Source organism: Halanaerobium polyolivorans, assembly GCF_020711195.1.
Lineage (GTDB): Bacteria > Bacillota > Halanaerobiia > Halanaerobiales > Halanaerobiaceae > Halanaerobium > Halanaerobium polyolivorans.
Genome location: NZ_JAJFAT010000002.1, coordinates 101,010 through 125,340 on the forward strand (window position 1 = coordinate 101,010; position 24,331 = coordinate 125,340).

The window sequence follows — 24,331 nt, forward strand, 5'->3', positions numbered from 1 at the left end:
ATAAATGGATCAATTTAAAAGAGATGTGCAAAAGGAAGAACCTAGTTTTATAGTAGGTTTGAATAGAGTTGGAGTTAAAAATATCCACAAAATAATTAGAATAAAAAATAATAATAAAGATAATCTTTTTTACTCAGAAATAGATATTTATGTTGATTTACTTCCTCAGCAAAAAGGAGCACATATGTCTCGCTTTGATGAAACCATCACTCAAATTATTGATGAAACAATTCAAAAAAATGCGATGGTTTTGGAAGACTTTGCTTCATATATGGCAGATATGGCCAGAAAAAAACAGGGAGCAAATAGAGCCGAAGTTAGAATAAAAGCAAAATATCCTGTAGAAGAAATTGCACCTGCTTCAAAGAAGAAGACTCAAAAAATTAATACTGTAATGGCTCGAGCAGTTAGTACATCTGAGGGAACTAGACACTTATTTGGGGTTGAAACTAATGGGATGACAGTTTGCCCATGTGCTCAGCAGATGATAAAAGAATACTCTGAAGAAAAACTATTGGCAGAGGGTTTTACTAAAGAAGAATTAAAAAAAGTATTCAAATATATTCCTTTAGCCTCACACAATCAAAGAGGAACTGGGGTTTTAATGATTGGAACTAAGCAAAAAATAAATGCAGAAGAACTGGTAAAAATTGTTGAAAATTCAATGAGCAGTAAAGTATTAGATCTTTTAAAAAGAGTTGATGAGCTTGAAATCGTTAAAAGCGCCCATCAAAATCCTCGTTTTGTAGAAGATGTGGTTAGAGAAATGGTAGCTCAAGCTTTAGAACGATTTGACTTTTTAGAAGATGATGATTATTTTTTAGCTAAGCAAACTAATTATGAAGGGATTCATAGTTATGAAGTTTATGCAGAAAGAAGTGGTAAAATTAGAGAAATAAAAGCAGAAATTGAAGAAGCAAATCTAAATAAAGTTAATAGTTCTAAAGATAATCATTATATAAACTGTGAAAATACTACTGCAGAAAAGTGGCTGCAAAATACTGGAGGATCTGCAAGTGAAACTATTAATTAGTGTAGAGAGTATAGCAGAGGCAAAAAAAATTAAAAACTCTAATTTTGACATTTTAGATATAAAAAATCCTCAAGAAGGTTCACTGGGGGTGAATTTTCCTCATGTAATTAAAGGAATCAGGGATGAATTCCCTGATTTTCCTTTAAGTGCTGCCGGGGGAGATCTGCCTGAACTGCCGGGCTTGGTCTCACAAGTTGCTTTTGGTTTAGCCCATTTAAATCTAGATTATATAAAACTTGGTTTATATGGTCTCCAGGATTTTGAAGCAGCTCTTAATATTTTAAGAGAAGCAAAAAGAGCTGTTGAGATGAGCAATGCTAAAAACACTAAAATTATTGCAGCTGCTTATGCAGACTTTCGAGAAGAAAATACTTTTAGTCCCTTTTTACTAAATGAGCTTGCAGCTGAAACTAGAATCGATGGAGTTATGATAGATACCTTAAATAAAAAAGATAAAAATCTTTTCAGCTTTCTCAAAGAAAAAGAATTAAAAACTTTTGTAAATGATGCCAAAAAATTTAATTTAATTACTGCTTTAGCTGGATCATTAAAAGTTAATGATTTAGATAAATTTCAGAACATAGAAGCAGATATTATTGGTTTTAGAGGAGCAGTCTGCAAAAACGATGATCGCAGTGCTGAAATATCACCTGAAAAAATTGATTCTTTATATAAAAAAATGAATAGGAGATTTTAATGTGGAAAAATTAACAGTTACTGCTTGGGATATTGGTGGAGCAAATATTAAAGCCAGCAGAATAGAGTATGAAAAAAATATAAGCAACATTAAATCAAGCAGTCATTTTTTCCCAATCTGGGATCAAAGCAAAGATCCACTGCTTATCATAAAAGATATCTCAGAAGAATTAGGCTCCAGTGATTATTTTGCTGTTACAATGACTGCTGAACTGGCTGATCGCTTTAATAATAAAGCTGAAGGAGTCAACTATATTATTGAGCTGTTTGAAAAAAACTTTAAAGAAAAGAATATTTTTTATTGTGATTATTATGGTAATTTAAAGCAAAAATTCGAGATCAAAGCTATAAAAACTCTTGCTGCTGCAAATTGGGCAGTTTCTGCTAAATTTCTTGCTGAATTTTTTGCTGATTTTATACTTTTTGATCTTGGTAGTACAAGTACAGATTTAATTCCAGTTAAGAATTCTAAGTTAATAAATCGCGGTAAAACAGATAATGAGCGCCTTTTTTGGGGAGAATTAATTTATTTAGGCTATCTTCGCAGCAACCTTAGTTTTTTGGTTGATCAGCTACCTTATCAGGGTAAAATGATAACCCCAATCAATGAATATTTTGCCAGTACAGCTGATATTCATCTTTTAAAAGGAATTATTGATCAGAGTGAATATAATATACCTACAGCTGATGCTAAAGCAAAAAACAGAAAGGCTGCTTTAAGCAGGGTAGCTCGTTTGCTTAGCCTTGACTTGAATATAGCTTCAGAGGCAGAAATAGAGCTAATTGTCAATTATATTTATCAAAAAGAAATAGATTTATTATATGAAAAAATAGTACAGCTTTATTCAAGGGTTGATCCCAGTTTTGAAACTATTATATTAGCTAATAAAGGAGCTTTTAAGTTTGCTGATGATTTAAAAAAGAAAGAAGATCTAAAAATTTTAAATTTAGAAAATGAAATTGAATTTTTAGAAAATAATATTTTGACTACTACTGCTGCTGCTTATTTATTGATCAAAAAATTAGAAGAGGAATACTGATGAAAAATTTAATAGTAATCAAAATTGGCGGAAGTTTTTTTAGGGATAGCAAAATTGAAACTCTCAAAAAAATATCAGATATCATTCAAGAAAGTAATAAGAAAAAAATTTTGATTGTCTGTGGTGGTGGTTCTGCAGCAGATTTAGTAAGGAATTTTGATAAAAAAGTAAATCTGACTGATCAGGCAGCTCATTTTGCTGCTATTACCGCAATGGATTTAAATAGCTATCTTTTATCTTCTTATTTTAATGAAAGCTCTTTTTTAACTGCTGATCTAGAACTCAAAAGTAGGATTAATTTATTTGCAGCTCAGGATTATTATAGAAGCTTTGATCCACTTCCTCATTCCTGGCAGGTAAGTTCTGACAGTATTGCCTTAGAAGTGGCTCAGAGATTAAAAGCCGATAAATTAATTTTGCTTAAACAGAGGTATTATAATAGTAGTGAGAGAAAAGATAGAAATACTGCTAAAAGGACAATCAAAGCAGATCTATTAGCAGCAGATGGTTTAATAGATTCATTTTTTTCAAGTTTATACTTGAAAGATAAGAATCAACTTTCAGCTCTGATTATTAATGCTAATCAGCCAATTTATCTACAAAAATATTTTTCTAATAAAAAATCTGTGTTTGATATAATTAGCTAATTTCAGGAGGGGTTTGCATGGATATTGCTGATAGGGCTTATGGAGTATTGGCAGGTTTAGCACTTGGAGATGCTGCAGGAATGCCTTTTGAAATGTTAAATCGCGAAAAAATCAAAGCTTTAACTAAAGATGAGCAGTTATTTTATCAAATTCCTGAAGATCATTTTTTAGATAGGGAGCTCACTCGAGCTGAGGTTACAGATGATACACTTTTAACCCTTCACCTTGCCAATTTTTTAATTGATAATCATGCTAATTTAAGCAAAGATGATTACTATTATAGTCTGGCCCATTTTATTAAAGATAAGCAATTAATAGAAAAGGGTATTATTGGACCCAGCACAACTAAGATGGTTAAAAAAATTCTACAAAATGAAAACTTTAGTCTGGGAGAAAGAGCTGGTTTTTCAAGTGGTCTGCCGATGAAAATTACTCCTTTAGGGATCATTTATTCTGATAAGCAGGCAGATAAAATACTTGCAGTGATAGAAGAAATCGCTTACTATTCTCATTATACAGATACTGCTCTATCTGCAGCTGCAGGTGTGGCAGCTTTTATTTCTGCGGCTTTAAGTGGAAAAGAATATCAAAATATTATTGAATTCAGCTTTAAATTAATGGAAAAGGCTGAAAAATTAGCTTTAAAAACTTTTCAACCTTCCACTTTCAAAAGAACTGAATTTCTTTTTTCTTATTTGCAAAAATATAGTTCTCAAGAAAAAGCCCTGGATTTTATCAGCCAGGTTATGGGAACTGGAATTAATAGTTATGAAGTAGTCCCAGCTGCTTTAGCAGTTTTTGATTTATATCTTGGTCAGCCTATAAAAGCTATTAAAAAATCTATAGCTTTAGGAGGAGACACTGATACTATTACAGCAATTTTAGGATCTTTTATCGGTGCATACTATGGAATAGATGTTTTTGAAACAGAATGGTTGCAATTATTAAATCAAGTTAATGATAATTTAGAGCTTAAAGAAACTGCTAATTTATTACTTGAATTAAGAGAGCTTTGATTAAATAAAAAGAATAGAGAGGTGAAAAAAATGGGCAATAAAGAAAATATTATTATAACAAATCGGGGAAAACTTGATTATAGTAGAAAAACACTGATTATGGGTATCCTGAATTTAACCCCCGATTCTTTTTCTGATGGAGGAGAATATAATGATTTGGAATCAGCAGTAGCGAGAGCTAAAGAGATAGAGGAGGCTGGAGCCGATATAATTGATATAGGGGCAGAATCAAGTCGACCTTATTCAGAGAGAATTTGTGAAGAAGTAGAAAAAAAGAGGTTGCTGCCTGTTTTAGATGAAATATTAAAGCTTACTTCAATTCCGATTTCAATTGATACCTACAAAAGTTCTGTTGCCAGAGCCGCCCTAAAAAGAGGTGCTTCAATAATTAACGATATCAGTGGACTTCGCTATGATAAAAAAATGGCTGCTGCTGCAGCTGAATTCAATGCTCCAGTTATTATAATGCATATTCAGGGAAAACCAGAAAACATGCAGGATAATCCAAGTTATAATAATTTAATTTTTGAAATTAAAGAATATCTTTGGCAGGGTATAAAGTTGGCTTTAGAAGCAGGTTTAAGTGATGACAAAATAATTATAGATCCCGGAATAGGCTTTGGGAAAAAACAAGTTCACAACCTGCAGATTTTAAATAGACTTGAGAGTTTTAAAGAATTAGAGTATCCAATTTTGATTGGTACTTCAAGAAAATCTTTAATCAAGTTTGTTAATGAATCTGAAACAGATAACAGACTTTTTGGAACAGCTGCAACAGTTACTGCTTCGATTATGAAGGGAGCCAACATTGTTAGAATTCATGATGTTAAAGAAATTAAAAAAGTTGCTTTAATGTCAGATGCTCTTAAATGGGAGGGAGAACATGAAAAATAGTATTGCATTAAATGAAATGATTTTTTATGCCTATCATGGAGTTAGAGAGTGCGAAAAAGAGCAGGGACAGCGCTTTATTTTAAATTTTAAGGCTGAAGTAGATTTTGAAGCAGCTGCAGTAAATGATGATTTAAATAAAACTGTTAGTTATTCAGAAGTATATAAAGTTATTAGGAAAATAGTTGAGGGAAATAAATATGATTTATTAGAAAGTCTTGCCTATAAAATTATTTGTGATTTATTTACTGAATTCTCTCTTTTAGATGAAATAGAAATAGAAGTAAAAAAACCAATGGTTCCTATTCCTGGGATATTAAGTAGTGCCTCAGTTAAAATGAGCAGAAGAAGAACTGAGGTTGAGCAAAATGCCTGAAGTTTATCTTGGTCTTGGCTCTAATATAGAGCCAAGATTAGAATATTTAAAAAAAGCTGCTGAAAAGCTTAGAGATGAAAAAAATATTAATCTTGAAAAAACCTCTTCTGTATATTTAACTAAACCTTATGGAAACTTAGAGCAGGAAGATTTTTTGAATGCAGTTATTTTAATAAAAACACCTTTAAATCCTGAAGAACTTTTAAAAAAGGTTTTAGAAATAGAAAGAAAATTGGGTAGAGTTAGAGCTATTGAATGGGGACCAAGGAAAATAGATATAGATATTTTGTTTTATGATAAACTCTATTATCAAAGCCAGAAACTTCAGATTCCCCATCCAGAAATCAAAAATAGAGCTTTTGTGATGATTCCTTTGCTGGAACTAATTGAAGAAGAGGAATTATTACTTGAAGGAAAAGATATACATTTTTGGCTTGAAAAATTGGAAATAGATGAAGATGAGGTAAAGTTATACTCTGAATTTCCCGATCTTAGCTAAGTAAAAATTTATATTGAGTTTTATTTTTGAGTTTGGGGAAACTATTATTTCTTTCAAGATCAACAATGTATTTTATTGGGTTATAGAGCTCAACCAGACCAATTAAGGAGGATGTGAGCCGGGGATTTATTTCTAAAAGGTAGTAATCATTATCTTTATAAATAAAATCTATGCCAAAATATCCTTTTAGGTCTGGATATTTTTCTTTAGTAGTTGCAATTATTTCATTTAATTTAGATAAATTTTCAAAAGGATAATTTATTATACCTCCCTGATATTTAAAGTTCTGCCGATCAATAATTTGTTTATTGATGGTTAAAAGTTCCGCTTTTTCCTGATTAGCCAGTAAAGAAAGGCTGCCTGCTGTTCCATTAATTATTTTTTGAATTAGATAATTTTTGTTTTTTGGTAGATTTATATTTTTTAAAGCCTGAAAATCATTAACTTTTATCAGATCAGAACCTGCTCCATAAAACTCTTTGATAACTGCTGGGAAAAAGGATTTATTAAATTTCTTTTTTCGAATCAGTTGATTACTGATTAATTTAGTTTCTGGCATATTAATATTACTTTCAGCAAAGTTTTTTTTGAGCAGCCATTTATTAGCTGTTTTTTTTATGCTTGTAGAACTGCTGCCAAGATTTTTTATCCCTTTATTTTCTAAAATTTTAGTTAATTGATAAAGGATATTATCTGTCTCAGGAGCTATAATTAAAAAGTAATCTAGATTATCTAAAGTTAGGCTTTCAATAAAACTGTAATATTCTGCAAGACTATTAAAATCCGACTGAGAATAATTGATATTTATTGTAGATTTCATTTTCATGTTAAAAGCACTGCTAAAACTCTCATTAAGCCAGCTGTATATTTCTATATCTTTTGTTTTCAAAGCAGAATTGAGTATTGACTGAAAAATATTTACTGCTTCATTATAAAAAGAACACTGCTTATTATTAAAAGAGCTTTTACTTAAAAAGTATTCTAAAATAAAAATTTTCATATTTTACCTGCTTTCTTAGTTAATATTTTAACTTGATTTTATCATATTTTTTAATTTTTTAAAAATATTATAAATTGCTTGATTTTAGAGAAATTATTCGAAAAAATGCTTGTAATTTATTCTTGAAACCCTTAAAATATAAATAGCTTTGTATAAAATAATAAGGAGGAGAGCAAATGAAGAAGATTCCATTAGTATTAAGGTTATTAATTGGTATTATATCAGGTATTATTATTGGTTTGTTTTTTCCTGAAGGTATTTCAAGAATATTGTATACTTTTACAATAATTTTTGGAGAATTTTTAAATTACATAGTACCTTTAGTTATCTTAGCATTCATAATTCCGGGAATTGCTGATTTAGGAGAAAAAGCAGGTAGATTATTAGGAACTACAGTTTTAACTGCTTATGTATCTACTATTACTGCAGGTACGATTGCCTATTTAATTTCTGTAAGAATTGTGCCAGCAATTGTTGAGGCCTCTGAAATAGCAGATCCTGAAGCAGGAGGATTAGAACCATTTTTGCGTTTAGAAATCTCACCGGTTATTGGTGTTATGTCTGCTCTTGTGACAGCTTTTGTTTTTGGCTTGGGAATTAATTATTTATTAAGGAATAATGGAGAAAAAAGCTTATATAATATTGCTAATGAATTTAGAGACATTATTGTATTAGTAATAGAATATGTAATTATCCCATTTTTACCGCTTCATATTGCCGGTGTATTTGCAGATATGGCATTTAGTGGTAATGCATTTGAAACTTTAGCTGTATTCAGTCAGGTTTTTGCAATAATTTTAATTATGCACATTGGTTATTTATTGATTCAATTTTTCTTTGCAGGCAGTATAGCTGGTAAAAACCCATTAAAAAGTTTGAAAAACATGATACCTGCTTATACAACTGCAATTGGTACTATGTCAAGTGCTGCAACAATTCCAGTTACTTTAAAAAGTGCCAGAAAAAATAATATTACTGAAGAGATAGTTGACTTTGTAATTCCATTAGGAGCAACTGTACATTTAGCAGGTAGTACTATATCATTGGTTGTTTGTGCTGTTGCAGTTGCAGCGATTATGGGACTACCATTAGACTTTGCTCTATTTTTTCAATTTATAGCTTTGCTAGGTGTAACAATGGTTGCTGCACCAGGTGTTCCAGGAGGAGCAGTAATGGCTGCTTTAGGTCTTTTAACTTCTATTCTAGGTTTTGGTGAAGGTGCAACTGCTTTAATGATTGGTTTATATCTCGCCCAAGATAGTTTTGGGACAGCCTGTAATGTTACTGGTGATGGAGCAATCGCTATCTTTATTGATGCAATTAAGAGCAAGCTTCCTGCCCCAAAAACTGTTTAATAAAAGTATTTAAATAAGAAAAATTCAAAATTTAGCTTGACAGATTTGAAGATCTATGTTAGAGTTATAAAAAATACAATATATCTTATCAAGAGAGGTGGAGGGACTGGCCCTTTGAAGCCCAGCAACCAGCATTATTTATGCCCGGTGCTAATTCCAGCAGGTTAAAATTCCTGGAAGATAAGTAGGTAAAAACATTAACCCATTCCTACTTAAAGGAATGGGTTTTTAAAATTTAAAGGAGGAATAAAAAATGACTTTAGGCTTTGATACAATTGCATTACATCATGGTTATGATCCGTCTGAGAATAGAAAGGCAGCAGCGGTTCCAATCTATCAGACAAGTTCTTATACTTTTGAAGATACAGAACATGCTGCAAAATTATTTGCTTTAGAAGAAAGTGGAGATATTTACAGCAGGATTCAGAATCCAACCAATTCTGTTTTAGAACAGCGAGTTGCCGCTTTAGAAGGTGGTGTTGCTGCTCTTGCTTTATCATCAGGTCAGGCAGCTGAAGTGACTGCTCTTTTAACTATTGTCAAAAATGGTGATGAAATAGTAAGTGGGAGTTCAATTTATGGAGGTACTCACAATTTATTTAAACATACTTTTAAAAACTTTGGTATAGATGTTAAATTTGTTGATTCAGATGATCCCCGTTCATTTGCAAAAGCAATAACTGATAAAACAAAAGCACTTTATATTGAAACAATTGCTAATCCAACTTTAAATGTGCCAGATTTTGAGGCAATTGCAGAAATTGCCCATCAGAATGGGGTACCTTTAATAGTTGATAATACCTTCGCATCTCCTTATTTATGCAATCCAATTGAACATGGAGCAGATATAGTTATCCATTCGACTACAAAATATATTTCAGGTCATGGTAATTCTATTGGCGGTATAATTGTAGACAGTGGTAATTTTGATTGGGATACAGGTAGGTTTCCAGCTTTAGTTGAGCCAGATCCCAGCTATCATGGGATTAAATTTCAGGAAGAATTCGCTGAAGCAGCTTATATTACAAAAGCTCGGGTCCAACTTTTAAGAGATTTAGGTAGTGCACCTAGTCCCTTTAATTCTTTTTTAACCTTAAATGGTATTGAGACATTAAGTTTGAGAATGGAGAGGCATTCAGAAAATGCTCTAAGTATAGCAAAATTATTAGATGCAGACAGTAGAGTCAAATGGGTCAATTATCCTGGTCTTAAAAATAATGAAAGTCATGAAAATGCAAAAAAATATCTAAAAAACGGTTTTGGAGGAATGGTAACTTTTGCTGTTAAAGGTGGTAAGAAAGCTGCAGAAAAATTTATCAATAGTCTAGATTTATTTCTGCATTTAGCTAATGTTGGTGACGCAAAATCTTTAGCTATTCATCCTGCAAGTACTACCCATCAGCAGCTTAGTGAGGAAGACTTAATTAAAACTGGGATTTCACCTGCTTTAATTAGACTTTCAATTGGAATTGAAGATATTAAAGATTTAAAGGCTGATTTAGATCAAGCTTTGGCAGCTTCACAAAAGTAAATTAAATTTTTTTAAATAAACAAAGTTTTATTAAAACTTAAAGGAGGTGGAAAAAAATGCCAATCAAAATACAAGATGAGTTACCTGCAGTTGAAACTTTAGAAAATGAGAATATATTTGTAATGAAAGAATCTAGGGCAACTCATCAGGATATTCGTTCTCTTAAAATATTAATTTTAAATTTAATGCCTAAAAAGATTGTCACCGAAACTCAAATCTTAAGATTGTTGGGGAATTCGCCTTTACAGGTAGATATTGATTTACTCCACCCAGCAACTCATAATTCTAAAAACACAGCCCAATCACATCTGAATAAGTTTTATAATACTTTTTCGGAAATTAAAGATAATAATTATGATGGGATGATAATAACAGGTGCTCCTGTTGAAACACTTCCTTTTGAAAAGGTAGATTACTGGGAAGAATTAAAAAAGATTATGGACTGGAGTTTACATCATGTTTATTCAACACTCCATATTTGTTGGGGAAGTCAGGCAGCTTTATATCATCATTATGGTGTTCCTAAATATCCACTGCAGAAAAAAATGTTTGGAGTTTTTTCTCATTATCAATCTAAAGAACATGTGAAATTATTAAGAGGTTTTGATGATGTTTTTTATGTACCCCAGTCTCGTCATACTGAAACTAGAAGAGAGGATGTAGAAAAAGTTGATGAACTGGAAATACTATCTGAATCAGACGAATCAGGTTTATATTTAATGGCAAATAAAAATGGTAGACAGGTATTTGCCACAGGACACTCTGAATATGATGCTGATACTCTTAGAAATGAATATCTGCGTGACTTAGAAAAAGGCTTAGATATTGATTTACCTAAGAATTATTTTAAAGATGATGACCCCGAAAAAGAAATTTTAGTCCGTTGGCGCAGCCATTCTAATCTTTTATTTGTTAATTGGCTTAATTATTATGTCTATCAAGAAACTCCTTTTGACTTATCTGAATTAAAGTAAATATAAGCAGAGCTAATTATCTGTAAATTTAGACTTCAAACAAAAACTTGACAGGACAAATATAAGGTGTATAATGTTCTTAGATAAATAATATAAGCAAATAAGAAGTGTTTTAAACTATAAGTCCTATAACTAAAATAAGATTATAAGAAAGGATGATTTTAATGTTTAATTCAATGTATTCATTTATTAAAGAGGCTAGACTGGAAAAATTACACAAAAAATCAGTAGAGCTTGATGCATTTAAAAACCTTGGTAATTACTAAAGAAAAAATATAATATTATAATAACTTAGAGATTTTTTTTAGAACATCCATTTAGGGTGTTCTTTTTTTTGTCTAAAAAAAGGATTTAGCTGATAATTGAATAATTATATATAATAGAGATTATTAAAATAACAGGAGGGTAAAATACATGAGTACACATATTAATGCTGAAAAAAGAGATATTGCTGATACTATTCTTCTGCCTGGAGACCCTTTAAGGGCAAAATTTATTGCTGAAACTTATTTGGATGATGTAAAACAGTATAATTCTGTAAGAGGAATGTATGGTTATACAGGTACCTATAAGGGGAAAAGAGTTTCTGCACAGGGAACAGGAATGGGAATGCCATCCTTATCAATTTATGTAAATGAACTGATTAGGGATTTTGGTGTCAAAAATCTGATTAGAGTTGGCTCCTGTGGTTCATTAAATGTAGAGGCAAAACTTAGAGATGTAATTTTAGCTCAGGCAGCCTGCAGTAATTCTCAGATGAACAAATTACGTTTTGGTGGTAAAGATTTTTCTCCAGCTGCTAGTTTTAAGCTTTTATCAAAAGCTCATCAGATAGCAAAAGAAAAAGGTATTAAAGTTAAGGTCGGAACAGTTTTAAGTACCGATTCTTTTTATAATGATGATCAAGATGCCTGGAAAAAATGGCGACAATATGGAGTTTTAGCTGTAGAAATGGAAACAGCTGAATTATTTACTCTTGCAGCAAGATATGATGTTGATGCTTTAAGCATTTTAACAGTAAGTGATTCTTTAGTCAGTGGTCAAGAAACCACTGCCGAAGAAAGAGAAAAAACTTTTACTGACATGATGGATATTGCTCTAGAGCTTGCTTAAGCAGCTTTAATTAAGGCTAAATTATTAAGTTATAGAAAATATTAAATCAGTATTAGTATATTTAAGCTGGTAATTAATCAAAATTTGATTATTACTGGCTTTTTTGCTGAAATTTTAAAATAATAATGTTATAATAATAATTAGTAAAACTGAATACTTTGCCAGCTGATATTTGTGGCACAGTTGACTTAAATGTTAAAATATCTGTGATAGAATTAGTAAAATGATTAGTTGGAGGTATTTATTATGAAAAAAGAGGAGCGAGTATCATTTTACTCTCATTTTGCTGGTTTTATACTGGCTCTTTTAGGATTAATATTATTAATCTATAGAGCTTTAAATGATCCAGGTAGAATTGTAGTAGCAGCTGTTTATGGTGTATCAGTAGTATTTTTGTTTTTAGCCTCTTCACTTTACCATGCTTTTAAAAAAGAAGAAGATGAAAGGTCCATTTGGAGAAAGCTAGATCACTTTGCTATTTTTGTTATGATTGCTGGTTCTTATACTCCAGTTGCTTATCTTTATTTAGATGGATGGCTGCGCTGGACAATTATTTCTATTCAGTGGGGACTTGTAATTGGTGGGTTTTTCTTAAAATTTCTTTACTTTAAAACTCCTAGAATACTTTATACAGTAATTTATATTCTGATGGGCTGGGTAGGAGTTTTTGCCCTGCATAGATTATTTGCTGCTATGCCTTCCTCATTATTTGTGCTTATGTTTGCAGGTGGTCTTTCGTTTACAGCAGGGGCAGTATTCTATTTAGTTAAAAAACCAAATAAAAACCCTGCTTTTGGTTTTCATGAGATTTTTCATTTTTTTATTCTTGCAGGAGGCTTATTCCATTATCTTATGGTGTTTTTTGCTCTAGGTTAATTTTCAAAATAAATTTTAAGGAGAAAAATATATGCAGCTTGACTTTGACTTAAATCTAGAACAAAAACAGGAGTTAGTATTGACTCCTAAATTGCAGATGGCAATTGAAATTTTGCAGTACAGTAATCTTGAATTAAAAGATTATATTGAAGAAGAAATGAAAGAAAATCCTCTTTTAGATATGTTAGAAGCTGAGAAGGAAATGGATTATAAACAATCCAATTTCAATGTTGTTGAAAAAGAGAGAATTCAATATGAAAATTTTGTAGCTTACAGACCTGATTTTTGTGAATACCTTGAAAATCAACTTTTTGAAGTTTTATCTGATGAACAAATTAAGCTTGGCAAATTTATTGTAGGAAGTTTAAATCAGTCCGGTTATTTGACTTTAGAGCCTGAAAAAATTGCAGAAATCTTTTCTAGTAATGAAAATGAAGTATTAGAAGTATATGAAAAGATAAAAGAACTAGATATTAAAACAGCTGATGATTTAAAAAATTGCAGTACAGAATATATTGATCCTGACTTAATTGTTAAGGAAAAAGATGGTAGTTTTGAAGTTATTTCAAATGATAAAACATATCCTACTTTAAGGATCAGTTCTTATTATTATAATTTGCTCAAAAATCAAAATGATGAAGAGATAAGTGATTATTTAAAAAGAAAATATCAATCTGCTCTTTGGCTTATAAAAAGTATTGAGCAGAGGAAAGAGACGATTAGAAAGATTGTAGAAACAATTGTTGAAAAACAGCGAGATTTTTTTGAAAAGGGGTTAAAGCATCTTTATGTGATGACAATGGAAGAAGTTGCAGAAGCAATTGATATGCATGAATCAACTGTCAGTAGAGCAACCACTTCAAAATATTTACAGACTCCCCATGGAATATTTAGTTTGAAATTATTCTTCAATAGTGGGATTAACAATGTTTCTTCAGTTAGCATCAAAGCAATTATTAGTGAAGAAATTGCAGAAGAAGATAAAAGCTCTCCTTTGAGTGACAGTAGTTTAGCTCAAATATTATTTACAGAATATTCACTAGATATATCCAGACGAACTGTTGCTAAATATCGCAAATCACTTGGTATTCCCAGTTCTAGAAAAAGAAAAAAGAATTACAATAAATAAAACTCTGTCAGCTAAGACAGAGTTTTATTTGTGTTTAGGATCTAAAGCATCTCTTAAACCATCTCCCAGAATATTATAACTTAATACTGTTAAGAAAATAAAAAAGCCGGGTAATAAAAGCCAGGGGAAATCACTAATTTTAGTGATGTTTTGGGCTGCTGTTAACATATTACCCCAGCTTGCCGAAGGTTCTTGAATTCCTAAGCCTATAAAGCTCAATCCGCTTTCCATAATTATATAGCCAGGAATAGCAATTGTTGCTCTAATAATCACATAGGTAGTGGTAGCCGGCAAAATATGTTTGGCGATAATTCTCTTGTCTCTAGCTCCCATTGCTTTTGCTGCAGCAACATATTCTTTTTCTTTAACAGATAAAACCATCCCTCTAATAACTCTGGCCATTCCTGCCCAACCCTGAAAGGCTAAGATGGAAATAATTAAAAAGAAGCGAAAACCAGAAGAAATTTCAACAGGAAGTACAGCTGCTAAGGCTAAAAGCAGATAAAAACTCGGAATTGACATAATTACTTCTACGATTCTCATTACTAAATTATCAATCCAGCCTCCATAATACCCTGAAATACCTCCAATAATTAAACCAAAAAAAGTTGTGATTATAATAGCTCCAAAACCTATAAAAAGTGAAACCCTAGCTCCATAAAGAATTCGAGTAAAAAGGTCTCTACCATAATTATCACTTCCAAGTAAAAAGATTGGAATATCACCTTCTACCTGAAATAAATGGAGATCAGTATTAATGAGACCAAATAGTTGATACTCATCACCCCTAGTAAAAAATCTAAGTGGATATTTTTTTTCGCGATTTATTTCATAATCCGCCCAGCCTTTGACCTCAGTTTTGTAAATATAGGGTGATCTAAAACCAGCCTCATCTCTGATTTGAATTCTTGTTGGAGGGTGGAAAAATTTGTTTCGAAAATTTCGATTAGGAGAATATGGGGCAAAAAACGGAGCAAAAATGGCTAATATATATAATAATATAATTAAAAGAGCTGCACTAAGAGCAAATTTATTTTTTTTAAATATTTTCCATTTCCTTTTCCAGAGAAGATTATTTGATTTTAAAATATTTTCTTTTGTCTGTTTTGTAATTGATTTTATTTGCTTCATTTAAACACCTCAAACTTTGATATGAGTGTGTTTCTATTAAAATTTTGAGAGCTTTAATTATAATGAATACGAGGATCATTAACTGCTAATAATAAATCTGCTATTAAATTACCTATAACAAGCATTAAACTACCCATCATTAAACCTGCCATGGCTAAATAAAGGTCTTTTGACCTGACTGCAGTTAACATCAAGTTACCTAGACCAGGCCAACCTGTTACTATTTCGGTTAAAGCAGCTCCACTAAATAGAGAGCTAAGTTGAAGTCCAAACATAGTTATCATGGGATTAATAGCATTACGAAAAGCATGTTTATTAATCACAGTACTTTCTTTAAGACCTTTAGCTCTGGCCGTCCTTATATAATCACTATTAATAACATCTAGCATTTGTCCTCTCATTTGTCTCATAATTGTGGCAGTACCAGCAGAACCAAGGACAATAGTTGGGACAATTAGATGACGTAAAATATCTAAAATCTGTTCTCTGGGAGTCATAAAATCATGCATAACACTTGTCATTCCACTTACAGGTAATGGTATATTATACCTTACAATTAAAAATAGTAATAATAGGGCAAAAAAGAAATTAGGAATGGAAAGCCCGATAAATGCTAAAACACTAAATAAATTGTCTAGAATATTATAGCGGTGAGTAGCAGAATAAATTGCAATTGGGATTGCAATTACCCAGGCAAATACCATTGCGGATAATGATAAAATTAAGGTATTAAAAAGTCTGCTGCCAATAATTTGAGTTACCGGCACCCTATAACTAAATGATTCACCTAAATTACCCTGAAGAGTTTGACCCAGCCAGGCAAAATACTGGGTCATTATTCCTTCATTTAAACCGAAATCTTCTTCCATACTTTCAATTAATTCCCTAGAAATATCTGGATTCATTCGCATTTGATCTAAATAATTACCTGGAGAAAGCTGCATAATAAAAAAGGAAAGCATTGAAATCACCAGCAAAAGAGGAATTACAATTAAAATCCTTCTCAATATATAAGTTTTCATATTAGTTAATTCTCCAGATATAATTCATAAATATTCCAAAGAACTCCACCATAAGCTGTTGTTTCAGTATTTTTTAGTTGATCTCGAACAGCATAGATATTATTTGGAGTTACTGTATAGATAACAGGAAGTTGTTCAGCAACTATTTCCTGGAATTCATTATAGTATTTAACTCTTTCTTCAGTTTCTACTGTTGAAACTCCCTTTTTAAATAATTCATCAATTCTTGCTTCCCATTCTGTTGCTGCTTCTTCTTGAACTGGGTTCCACATATGGAGATGCCCGTGAGAAGGCCATACATTTGCACCTGCATGAGGTTCAACCCCACCTGTTAAACCAATTAATACACTGTCATAATCCCAATCACTTTCCATATGACTGATCAATCTATTAAAGTCAATTGGGTTAGAATTAATCTTCATGCCAAGCTCTCTTAATTCTGTTGCAATAATATTTAATAAAGTTTCTCTTGTTTCATTACCTGCATTTGTCAGTATATTAAATTCTACCTTTCTACCATCTTGATCAATTAATCGACCATTATCATCCCAGCTAAAACCACCTTTTTTTAATTCTTCTCTTGCTTTTTCTAAATTATAAGGGTATTTTTTAACAGCTTCATTTAAAAAGACCTGGTTAGGCGCACTAATTGGACTCCACTGCTTACTACCCTGACCTGCCAAAGCTTGATTTATCATTGTTTCTTTATCCATTGAATAAGCAACTGCTCTTCTAAAATTAAGATTAGTAAACCATTCATATTTCCAGGGCTGTTTTTCTAGATTTGGATTGCGAGGATTCATATTAAAAACTAAAAAATTTGTACTAAATGAGGGTCCACCATCAATAATCGAGTAATCACTTCTTGCTGATTGTTGTTTAAGTCTATTATAATCGATACCTCTGACCCCAAGGGTATGTGTTTCACCTCTTTCAAAAAGAAGAGTATCGGTTTCCTGGCTGCCAACTATAATTCTTACCCATCTATCAATATAAGGTAATGTTTTACCTTCGGAATCCTGACGCCAGTAATGTTCATTTTTTTCCATTACAATTCTTTCACCATTTCTGTAATCGGCAAGTTTATAGGGTCCAGTACCAACAATTTCTGAAGGATCAGTATTGATTCCCCAGGTAGAATTAAAATTACCTTTTTGCCAAGGTTCATATAATTTGTGTTTTGGTAGAATCATTAAAGTCATAGAATTTAAAAAAGGTGCAAAAGTCTCTGCCAGTTCAAATTCAACAGTATATTTATCGATTTTCCTATATTCTGGGAACTCTCCGTCAATAATTAAGCCATCCCTAGCGCTGGTAGGGATATCTTTATCACTTATCAAATCAAAAGTAAAAATAACATCATCAGCAGTAAATTCCTGACCATCATTCCATTTGACACCTTCTCTTAAATAAAATCTGTATGTTTTTCCATCCTCACTAATTTCCCAATCTTTTGCTAAACGACTTTCAATTTCTGTAGTTATTCCATTTCTTCCTACTAGACCTTCGAAAATATAGCCATCAATAACTTCTGAAGAAGAGGTTTCTTTAGCAATTAAAGTATTAAAAGTTTTTGGGTCACCTAATAATGTAGTTATTAATGTACCACCATGATTACCCTGTTCTCTTTGAGATATCCAGGGGTCTTTTAGTTCAATATCTTCTGCTGCAGTTGATATTGCAAAGTTAAAAAATAATATTATTGTTAGAATGAATACCATCTTTTTCATTTTCGACTCTCCCTTATAATTTGATTGAGAAATACTTCTTAATAATGTATATTCTAGTTATTAAGATGATTTCCTGCAAAATTACTCTTTAATTTAGATAATTCGAGTTAAAATAGCTTATATAATCAAAATGAAGCAAATTGAGCTAATTAACTGCATAAGTTTTTTAAAATAAGCAAGTAATGTTAAATTATGAAGGGAAATTAACTTTTTTAATGAATATAATAATTAGACTGCTATATTTTTAGCAAATAATTATAAAGGAGAGTTTTAATAATGGCAGATAAAAACAGGATATTTAGAATTATAAAAATTATGATGCTATTAAATGAACCATACAATAAATGGAATGCCAAAAAAATAGCAGATTATTTTGATATTTCAATTAGAACCTTTCATAGAGATAAAAGCTTGATGGAAGAATTAGGAATTCCTATTTACTATGACCATAATTTAAAAGCTTATAGAATTTTAGATAATTTTAGATTAAAAAGTCCTGATTTAGATGCAGAAGAAACAGAAGCCGTTTTTTTAGCAGCTAAAGAATATCAAAATAGGAATTTCCCGATGAAAGTTGAACTAGAATCTGCCCTGGCTAAAATATTTAATTCACTACCAGAATACTTAAAAGGCAGTATTGGTACTTATATAAAAAATTATGAGATAATTTCTGATCCCTTTGTTAAATTAGAAAAACATCAGCAAAAATTTAAAAAAATTAAAGAGGCGATGAGCAGCAATTTGAAAATCAGGGTGAAATATTATTCAATGAGCAGTGATGAAATAAGAGAGAGAAAATTAAATTGCTATAATTTGTTTTTTAATAGTGGTGCCCCCTATCTTTCTGCTTACTGCCATCTTAGAGGAGAAACCAGATTTTTTAGAATCGATAGGATTAAAGAAATAAAGATATTAAAAGAGCAATATCAGATACCTGAAAACTATTCTTTAGATGATGAATTGTCTGCTGCCTGGGGAGTTGAACAGGGAGAAGAGGAATTTGATTTAAAGATTAAGTTTAGTGGTAGAGCAGCTAGATTTGTTCCAGAATATCACTGGAGTGATAAGCAAACGATTGAAAGAATAAATAATAATGAAATTATATTTTCCATAAAAACAAGCAGTAAAGAAGAAATTAAAAGTTGGATATTAGGTTTTGGCTCTAATGCGGAAATTTTAGAGCCCAAAAAATTAAGAAAGGAATTGAAGACTGAAGTTAAAGATATCTTAAAAAAATATCAGACTAATTAAAATTTATTTATAATCTATTAAAATTTTAGGAGGATGATCATAGTGCCTTATTTAAAAGTACAGACAAATCAAGAGGTAGCATCAAAAGAAGCTTTTCTCAAAAAATTATCTAAAGAAAGTGCAGAAGCTCTTTCCAAAGCAGAAAATTATATTATGCTTAATTTAGAAGCAGAAAAAGAAATGTTTTTTGCTGGAACATTAGAGCCTTGTGTGTTTATGGAAGTTAAAAGTATTGGTTTAGAAGAGTCAATGACAGCAGCTTTGTCAGAGTTTTTATGTAATTTTATGGAAAAAGAGCTAAATGTTAAACAAAACAGAATCTATATAGAATTTAATGATGCTCCAGGTAAAATGTGGGGTTGGAATGGTAGTACTTTTTAACGTGACTTTAGTTAAAACAATTTTTTGCACTACAGCAGTACTTTAAGGTGCTGCTTTTTTCTTTATTAACAAGGAATATTTCTATATTTATCGAATATTAGTAATATAGAGATAGCTTTTATAAAGTGATTTTCGATTATAAATACTAAAGTTTTGATTAGAGGAGGCGGTAATTTGAAAGCATTTAAAGCTTATGATATAAGAGGAGTTTATAATAAAGATTTTGCTAAAGAAGATGTATATAAAATAGGTTACTTTCTGCCAAAATTATTAGCAGCTGATAAGGTTTTAGTTGGCTATGATGATAGAGAATCTACTCCAGAGGTTTTTGAAGCTCTTGCAGAAGGTATTACAGATCAGGGAGCTGATGTATATAAAATCGGCTATGCTACCACACCTATGGTCTATTTTGGTACAGCAAAACACAACTATAAAGCGTCAGTTATGATTACTGCATCACATAATCCTCCCGAGTATAATGGGCTAAAAATTTCACGAGAAAATGCTTTGCCGGTAGGTTATGATTCTGGCTTAAAAGAGTTGGAAGAGATGATAGAGCAGGAAGAGATAAATGCAGTTGGCAAAAAGAAAAAAGGTAATATTTTAGAACATGACATCAAAAATGAATATATAGAGTTTTTACAAGCTTATTTACCAGATCTTTCAGAATTAAATTTAGCTATTGATGTTTCAAATGGAATGGCAGCAATATTGACCAAGCAAATTTTTGGTCAAAAACCACATTATCTATATAACGAAGTAGATGGGACATTTCCAAATCATGAAGCAAATCCTTTAAATGCAGAAAACAGAGAAGAATTAAGAAAATTACTTTTAGCAAAAAAATCTGATCTTGGCTTGATCTTTGATGGTGATGGAGACAGGGTAATGTTCTTAGATGAGAAGGGAGAATTCATCGCCCCTGATTTAATTATTGCTCTGCTCGCAGAATATTTTATCAATCAGGATAAAGGGAAAAATATTCTATATGATATTAGGACTTCCTGGTCAGTTAAAGAGCATATTGAAGATTTAGGTGGCAGTACTCATATGTGGAAAGTAGGTCATGCTTATGCAAAACTAAAATTGCGAGAAATTGATGGAATATGTGGTGGAGAATTAGCTGGCCATTATTACTACAAGGATTTCTTTTATTGTGATTCAGGTATGCTGACTGCTTTAATTGTCTTAAATGTAGCTGCAAGGCTGAAAAAAGAAGGGAAAAGCATTTCTGAGCTAATAAATGATCTTGATAAATATGCTAATTCTGGTGAGGTTAATTTCAAAATTGAAGCCAAAAAAGAGCTAATGGAAAAATTAAAAGATCATTATTTAAGCACAAAAGAGCCAAAAAGGTTTTTTGACTTTGATGGTTATAGAATTGAGTATGAAAACTGGTGGTTTAATGTCAGACCTTCAAATACTGAACCATATTTGAGGCTGGTAGTTGAAGCTAAAAGCCAGGAACTATTAGAAGAAAAACTAGCTGAGATCAAAAGTATTATGAATCTTTAAATTTTATTAATAAAGAGACTTCTATAGAAAGGAGCGGGTTTTATGCATATCCCAGTTAAAGAATGGTATAATGCTGTTCAGACAAGATATTCTCATCAAAAATTTTCCACAAAAAATATTAAAGCCTATACTCAAAAAACGCTGGAGAATACTATTTATTCACTTAATCAGGTATATCCTGAGGTAAGGTTAGAGCTTTACAGTAGTTCGATTCAAGATATTTTACCTGCTTTAAATGGTAAGTATGGTAACTTTACTGATAGTCCTGCTTTTTTGGCGGTAATTATCAAAGATGAGGGTGAACACCGCTGGACAAAAGCTGGTTATATTGGTGAGGCTGCAATACTTGAGGCAACAGCTGATGGTTTAGGAACCTGTTGGATTGGAGCAAATTATGTTACAGAAAAATCTTTAATTGATATTAATCTCCATCCTGGAGAACAGTTAATTGCTGTAAGTCCTTTAGGTTATTCATCTGAAGGTTATAGTTTTACTAGGCACTTTATTTCAAAACTATTCCCCAATAGAGACCGAAAAGATTTAGATGTTCTTTGTCCAAATGGCTATAATGATGAATGGCCTGGCTGGGTAAAAAACGCTATTCAAACAGCTAGAGCTGCACCATCAAGGTTAAATAGGCAGCCTTGGCGCTTTTATTATGGTGATGATAGAATAGTTGTTGATTATGCCGGTGAACCCTCTGAGTATAAAAGTCTTGAGTGTGGGATAGCACTTCTCCACCTGCAGATTGGAGCTATGGATGGAGGAGCAGAAGGGAATATAGTATTTGGTGATGTAGGACTTGCTTCTTTTGTAAAGAAACATTATTAAAGATTAGACTAAAATTAAACTTATTAGACCGCAGATGAAATAAGCTGCGGTTTTTTAAATTTAATTAAAATACTCAAGATAAATAAAGAGGATTTAAAGTCTTTCTCTTGAAATATATAAAATAAGAAATTAATAATTTTTGGGGGTCAAAAAATGCAGTATAGAGATATGGGTAGTCTAGATTTAAAGGTATCAGTTTTAGGGTTTGGGGCAATGCGTTTACCAGTAATAGATAATAATTCAGCAAATATAGATAAAGAAAAAGCACTTAAAATGATCCGTTATTCAATTGACAAAGGGGTTAATTATATTGATACCGCCTGGCCATATCACCAGGGAGAAAGTGAGAGATTTCTGGCTGAAGTTCTCAAAGATGGTTATAGAGAGAAGATTTATCTAGCAAGCAAATTACCTATTTGGGAAATTGAAAAAAAGGAAGAACTGGATCAATATTTAAATAAACAGCTTGAAAAGTTAGAAGTTGAGAGTATTGATTTTTATTTACTTCATGCTTTAAATAAAAAAAGATGGGCTAAGGTAAAAAGACTTGAAATACTTGCTTGGCTTGAAGAAAAAGCTGAGCAAGGAAAGATTAAGTACATTGGTTTTTCTTTTCATGATAGTTATGATATTTTTTCAGAAATACTAAACTCTTATCAGTGGGATTTCTGTCAGATACAATATAATTATTTAGACACGGAATATCAGGCAGGCCAAAAAGGACTTAAAAAAGCCTTTGAAAAAGATATTGCTGTGATAGTTATGGAACCACTTAGAGGAGGCTGGCTTGCTCAAGAACCACCTCGAAATGTCAAAGAAATTTTTGCAAAGACAAATAAAGATTGGAATGCTGTCGAATGGGCATTACATTGGCTTTGGAGTCAAAAAGAAGTTTCACTTGTTTTAAGTGGTATGAGTAATCTTGAGCAGGTAAAAGAAAATATTAAAATTGCTGAAGAATCCGAGCTAGGTCTTTTAAGTGAAAATGATTATAATATGATGGAAAAAGCAGCTGAAAAAATGAGAGGTCCTATTAGCTGTACAAGATGTGAATACTGTCTGCCCTGTCCAGAAGAAGTTAATATTCCTGAGATTTTTCATTTATATAATAAAGCAAAATTAATGGGTGAAGAAGAAAAAATGGCAGACAAATATTATGAACTTGATGATAAAACTAGGGCAGATAATTGTATAGAATGTCAGCAATGTGAGGCTGTTTGTCCCCAAAATATAGAAATTATTGAGCTGTTAAAGCAAGCAGAAGATTTTTTTAGCGAGTATAAGTGAAATTATTAAATTCTTGTTTTAATTTTATTTGTTTTAGGAGTTGATCAGATTTGACTAAGAAAGTTAAGTTTATTTATAATCCTGCTGCAGGTGATAGAAGTGTAATTAGATATCTGGATAATTTTTTTGAGAAATTTCAGTCAGCAGGTTTTAAATTAGATGTATATAGAAGTATGGAAGAAGGAGATTTTCGGAATGGGCTTGATGACCTAAGTGAAGATCATAAAGCTATTATCATTGCTGGAGGTGATGGTTCTGCCAGTAATGTAATTAATATCATGCAGCAGAAAAATATCGAGCTACCTTTGGGAATTATTCCAACAGGTACAGCCAATGATTTTGCATCATATATAGGTATGAGTGAAAATATTGAAAGAAGTATTGATACTATTTTGAAATGGAAGATTAAAGAAGTTGATATTGGAAGAGTAAATGATAGATTTTTTCTTAATGTATGTGCAGGTGGTGTTATATCTAATATTGCTCATCGCACAGAAACTGAAATGAAAAACCGATTAGGTAAGGTTGCATATTATCTTTATGGTTTAAAAGAATTAACAAATATCAAACCTATGGCCTTGAAAATAACAAGCTCACAAAGGGAGATCAGTGGCGAATTTTTAGCTTTTTTTATCTTTAATAGTAAAGATGCTGGTGGTTTTAAAAATATTGCTCAATTTGCATCGATTGATGATGGTCTTTTTGATTTAATTGCTATTAAATCTGCTAATATTATAAAGATTAGTTCTGTTATTGCAGATCTTTTACAGGGTAAAAATATTAATAATGATAATATAATTTATATTCAAGATGAGTATTTTAAAATAGAAAAAATAGGTGATGATAGAGCTATAGAACATTGTGATATAGATGGAGAAAAGGGGCCGAGATTCCCCCTGGAAATACAATTACTACCAAAGGCTCACAAAATAATTAGTGGTTGATGGGGTAATTTTGCAGGAATAAAGCCAATTTTGTCTAATTATATATTATATGTATATAACTTT

At 31.4% G+C, this 24,331-nt stretch carries 24 protein-coding genes and 1 riboswitch; of the genes, 20 read left to right on the forward strand and 4 right to left on the reverse strand.

Annotation, left to right across the window (positions count from 1 at the left end; all coding sequences use genetic code 11):
- The first annotated feature begins 4 nt into the window (after positions 1-4).
- From mptA to folK, 8 genes are read left to right on the forward strand one after another with little or no spacing between them, the layout of a single operon-like run.
- Positions 5-1,033: a GTP cyclohydrolase MptA gene (gene mptA, locus LJ207_RS02090; RefSeq protein WP_229343636.1), complete on the forward strand. Its 1,029-nt coding sequence runs from the start codon at positions 5-7 to the stop codon at positions 1,031-1,033.
- Positions 1,017-1,730 (forward strand): (5-formylfuran-3-yl)methyl phosphate synthase, encoded by a 714-nt coding sequence (locus tag LJ207_RS02095; RefSeq protein WP_229343637.1) that lies wholly within the window; start codon positions 1,017-1,019, stop codon positions 1,728-1,730. The genes mptA and LJ207_RS02095 overlap by 17 nt, the downstream gene beginning before the upstream one ends.
- A gap of 1 nt (position 1,731) precedes the next feature.
- The gene (locus LJ207_RS02100) at positions 1,732-2,769 is read left to right on the forward strand and encodes a hydantoinase/oxoprolinase family protein (RefSeq protein WP_229343639.1); all 1,038 of its coding nucleotides are present in this window, start codon (positions 1,732-1,734) and stop codon (positions 2,767-2,769) included.
- Positions 2,769-3,416 (forward strand): amino acid kinase family protein, encoded by a 648-nt coding sequence (locus LJ207_RS02105; RefSeq protein ID WP_229343641.1) that lies wholly within the window; start codon positions 2,769-2,771, stop codon positions 3,414-3,416. Before LJ207_RS02100 ends, LJ207_RS02105 begins: the two co-directional genes overlap by 1 nt.
- A 17-nt stretch (positions 3,417-3,433) precedes the next feature.
- A complete protein-coding gene (locus LJ207_RS02110) occupies positions 3,434-4,432 on the forward strand; it encodes an ADP-ribosylglycohydrolase family protein (protein ID WP_229343643.1) in 999 nt (332 codons plus the stop codon).
- Positions 4,433-4,462: 30 nt separating this feature from the next.
- Complete coding sequence (folP, locus tag LJ207_RS02115) at positions 4,463-5,326, forward strand: dihydropteroate synthase (protein WP_229343645.1); 864 nt, start codon at positions 4,463-4,465, stop codon at positions 5,324-5,326.
- Positions 5,316-5,699 (forward strand): dihydroneopterin aldolase, encoded by a 384-nt coding sequence (gene folB / locus LJ207_RS02120; protein WP_229343647.1) that lies wholly within the window; start codon positions 5,316-5,318, stop codon positions 5,697-5,699. Before folP ends, folB begins: the two co-directional genes overlap by 11 nt.
- Positions 5,692-6,198 carry a 2-amino-4-hydroxy-6-hydroxymethyldihydropteridine diphosphokinase gene (gene folK / locus LJ207_RS02125; RefSeq protein ID WP_229343649.1) on the forward strand — a complete coding sequence of 169 codons (507 nt, stop codon included), beginning with the start codon at positions 5,692-5,694 and terminating at the stop codon, positions 6,196-6,198. The genes folB and folK overlap by 8 nt, the downstream gene beginning before the upstream one ends.
- On the opposite strand, the gene LJ207_RS02130 is transcribed toward folK, so the two are convergent.
- On the reverse strand, positions 6,191-7,198 hold the full coding sequence (locus LJ207_RS02130; protein ID WP_229343652.1) for an ATP-grasp domain-containing protein: 1,008 nt from the start codon (positions 7,196-7,198) through the stop codon (positions 6,191-6,193). The two genes, folK and LJ207_RS02130, sit on opposite strands and share 8 nt — an antisense overlap.
- Positions 7,199-7,374: 176 nt before the next feature.
- Here LJ207_RS02130 and LJ207_RS02135 point away from each other — a divergent pair, with 176 nt between their 5' ends.
- The 6 genes from LJ207_RS02135 (at position 7,375) to LJ207_RS02160 (ending at position 14,176) form a co-directional block, all read left to right on the forward strand.
- Entirely contained in the window at positions 7,375-8,553 is a 1,179-nt protein-coding gene (locus LJ207_RS02135) for a dicarboxylate/amino acid:cation symporter (protein ID WP_229343653.1), read from the forward strand.
- An 82-nt stretch (positions 8,554-8,635) separates the two neighbouring features.
- Positions 8,636-8,740: riboswitch (SAM riboswitch) on the forward strand.
- Between the two features lie 66 nt (positions 8,741-8,806).
- Positions 8,807-10,084 carry an O-acetylhomoserine aminocarboxypropyltransferase/cysteine synthase family protein gene (locus tag LJ207_RS02140; protein ID WP_229343655.1) on the forward strand — a complete coding sequence of 426 codons (1,278 nt, stop codon included), beginning with the start codon at positions 8,807-8,809 and terminating at the stop codon, positions 10,082-10,084.
- A 56-nt stretch (positions 10,085-10,140) separates the two neighbouring features.
- Entirely contained in the window at positions 10,141-11,058 is a 918-nt protein-coding gene (gene metA / locus LJ207_RS02145) for a homoserine O-acetyltransferase MetA (RefSeq protein WP_229343657.1), read from the forward strand.
- A gap of 414 nt (positions 11,059-11,472) precedes the next feature.
- Positions 11,473-12,171 carry a purine-nucleoside phosphorylase gene (gene deoD, locus LJ207_RS02150; RefSeq protein WP_229343658.1) on the forward strand — a complete coding sequence of 233 codons (699 nt, stop codon included), beginning with the start codon at positions 11,473-11,475 and terminating at the stop codon, positions 12,169-12,171.
- A gap of 246 nt (positions 12,172-12,417) precedes the next feature.
- Positions 12,418-13,047 carry a PAQR family membrane homeostasis protein TrhA gene (gene trhA, locus LJ207_RS02155; protein WP_229343660.1) on the forward strand — a complete coding sequence of 210 codons (630 nt, stop codon included), beginning with the start codon at positions 12,418-12,420 and terminating at the stop codon, positions 13,045-13,047.
- 31 nt (positions 13,048-13,078) lie between these two features.
- Entirely contained in the window at positions 13,079-14,176 is a 1,098-nt protein-coding gene (locus LJ207_RS02160; RefSeq protein ID WP_229343662.1) for an RNA polymerase factor sigma-54, read from the forward strand.
- 24 nt (positions 14,177-14,200) lie between these two features.
- On the opposite strand, the gene LJ207_RS02165 is transcribed toward LJ207_RS02160, so the two are convergent.
- Genes LJ207_RS02165 through LJ207_RS02175 form a run of 3 tightly spaced genes read right to left on the reverse strand, consistent with a single transcriptional unit; the run spans position 14,201 to position 18,059 of the window.
- Complete coding sequence (locus tag LJ207_RS02165) at positions 14,201-15,307, reverse strand: ABC transporter permease (RefSeq protein ID WP_229343664.1); 1,107 nt, start codon at positions 15,305-15,307, stop codon at positions 14,201-14,203.
- 53 nt (positions 15,308-15,360) lie between these two features.
- Positions 15,361-16,329, reverse strand: coding sequence for an ABC transporter permease (locus LJ207_RS02170; protein ID WP_229343666.1), 969 nt, complete (start codon positions 16,327-16,329; stop codon positions 15,361-15,363).
- 5 nt (positions 16,330-16,334) lie between these two features.
- A complete protein-coding gene (locus LJ207_RS02175) occupies positions 16,335-18,059 on the reverse strand; it encodes an ABC transporter substrate-binding protein (protein ID WP_229343668.1) in 1,725 nt (574 codons plus the stop codon).
- A gap of 276 nt (positions 18,060-18,335) precedes the next feature.
- On the opposite strand from LJ207_RS02175, the gene LJ207_RS02180 reads away from it, so the two are divergent.
- The 6 genes from LJ207_RS02180 (at position 18,336) to LJ207_RS02205 (ending at position 24,268) form a co-directional block, all read left to right on the forward strand.
- A complete protein-coding gene (locus LJ207_RS02180) occupies positions 18,336-19,310 on the forward strand; it encodes a helix-turn-helix transcriptional regulator (protein ID WP_229343670.1) in 975 nt (324 codons plus the stop codon).
- A gap of 33 nt (positions 19,311-19,343) precedes the next feature.
- Entirely contained in the window at positions 19,344-19,691 is a 348-nt protein-coding gene (locus LJ207_RS02185) for a phenylpyruvate tautomerase MIF-related protein (RefSeq protein ID WP_229343672.1), read from the forward strand.
- Between the two features lie 174 nt (positions 19,692-19,865).
- Positions 19,866-21,206, forward strand: coding sequence for a phosphomannomutase/phosphoglucomutase (locus LJ207_RS02190; RefSeq protein ID WP_229343673.1), 1,341 nt, complete (start codon positions 19,866-19,868; stop codon positions 21,204-21,206).
- A gap of 42 nt (positions 21,207-21,248) precedes the next feature.
- Complete coding sequence (locus tag LJ207_RS02195) at positions 21,249-22,037, forward strand: nitroreductase family protein (RefSeq protein WP_229343675.1); 789 nt, start codon at positions 21,249-21,251, stop codon at positions 22,035-22,037.
- A 153-nt stretch (positions 22,038-22,190) separates the two neighbouring features.
- Complete coding sequence (locus LJ207_RS02200) at positions 22,191-23,324, forward strand: aldo/keto reductase (protein ID WP_229343676.1); 1,134 nt, start codon at positions 22,191-22,193, stop codon at positions 23,322-23,324.
- A gap of 50 nt (positions 23,325-23,374) precedes the next feature.
- Entirely contained in the window at positions 23,375-24,268 is an 894-nt protein-coding gene (locus LJ207_RS02205; protein WP_229343678.1) for a YegS/Rv2252/BmrU family lipid kinase, read from the forward strand.
- Positions 24,269-24,331: the final 63 nt, after the last annotated feature.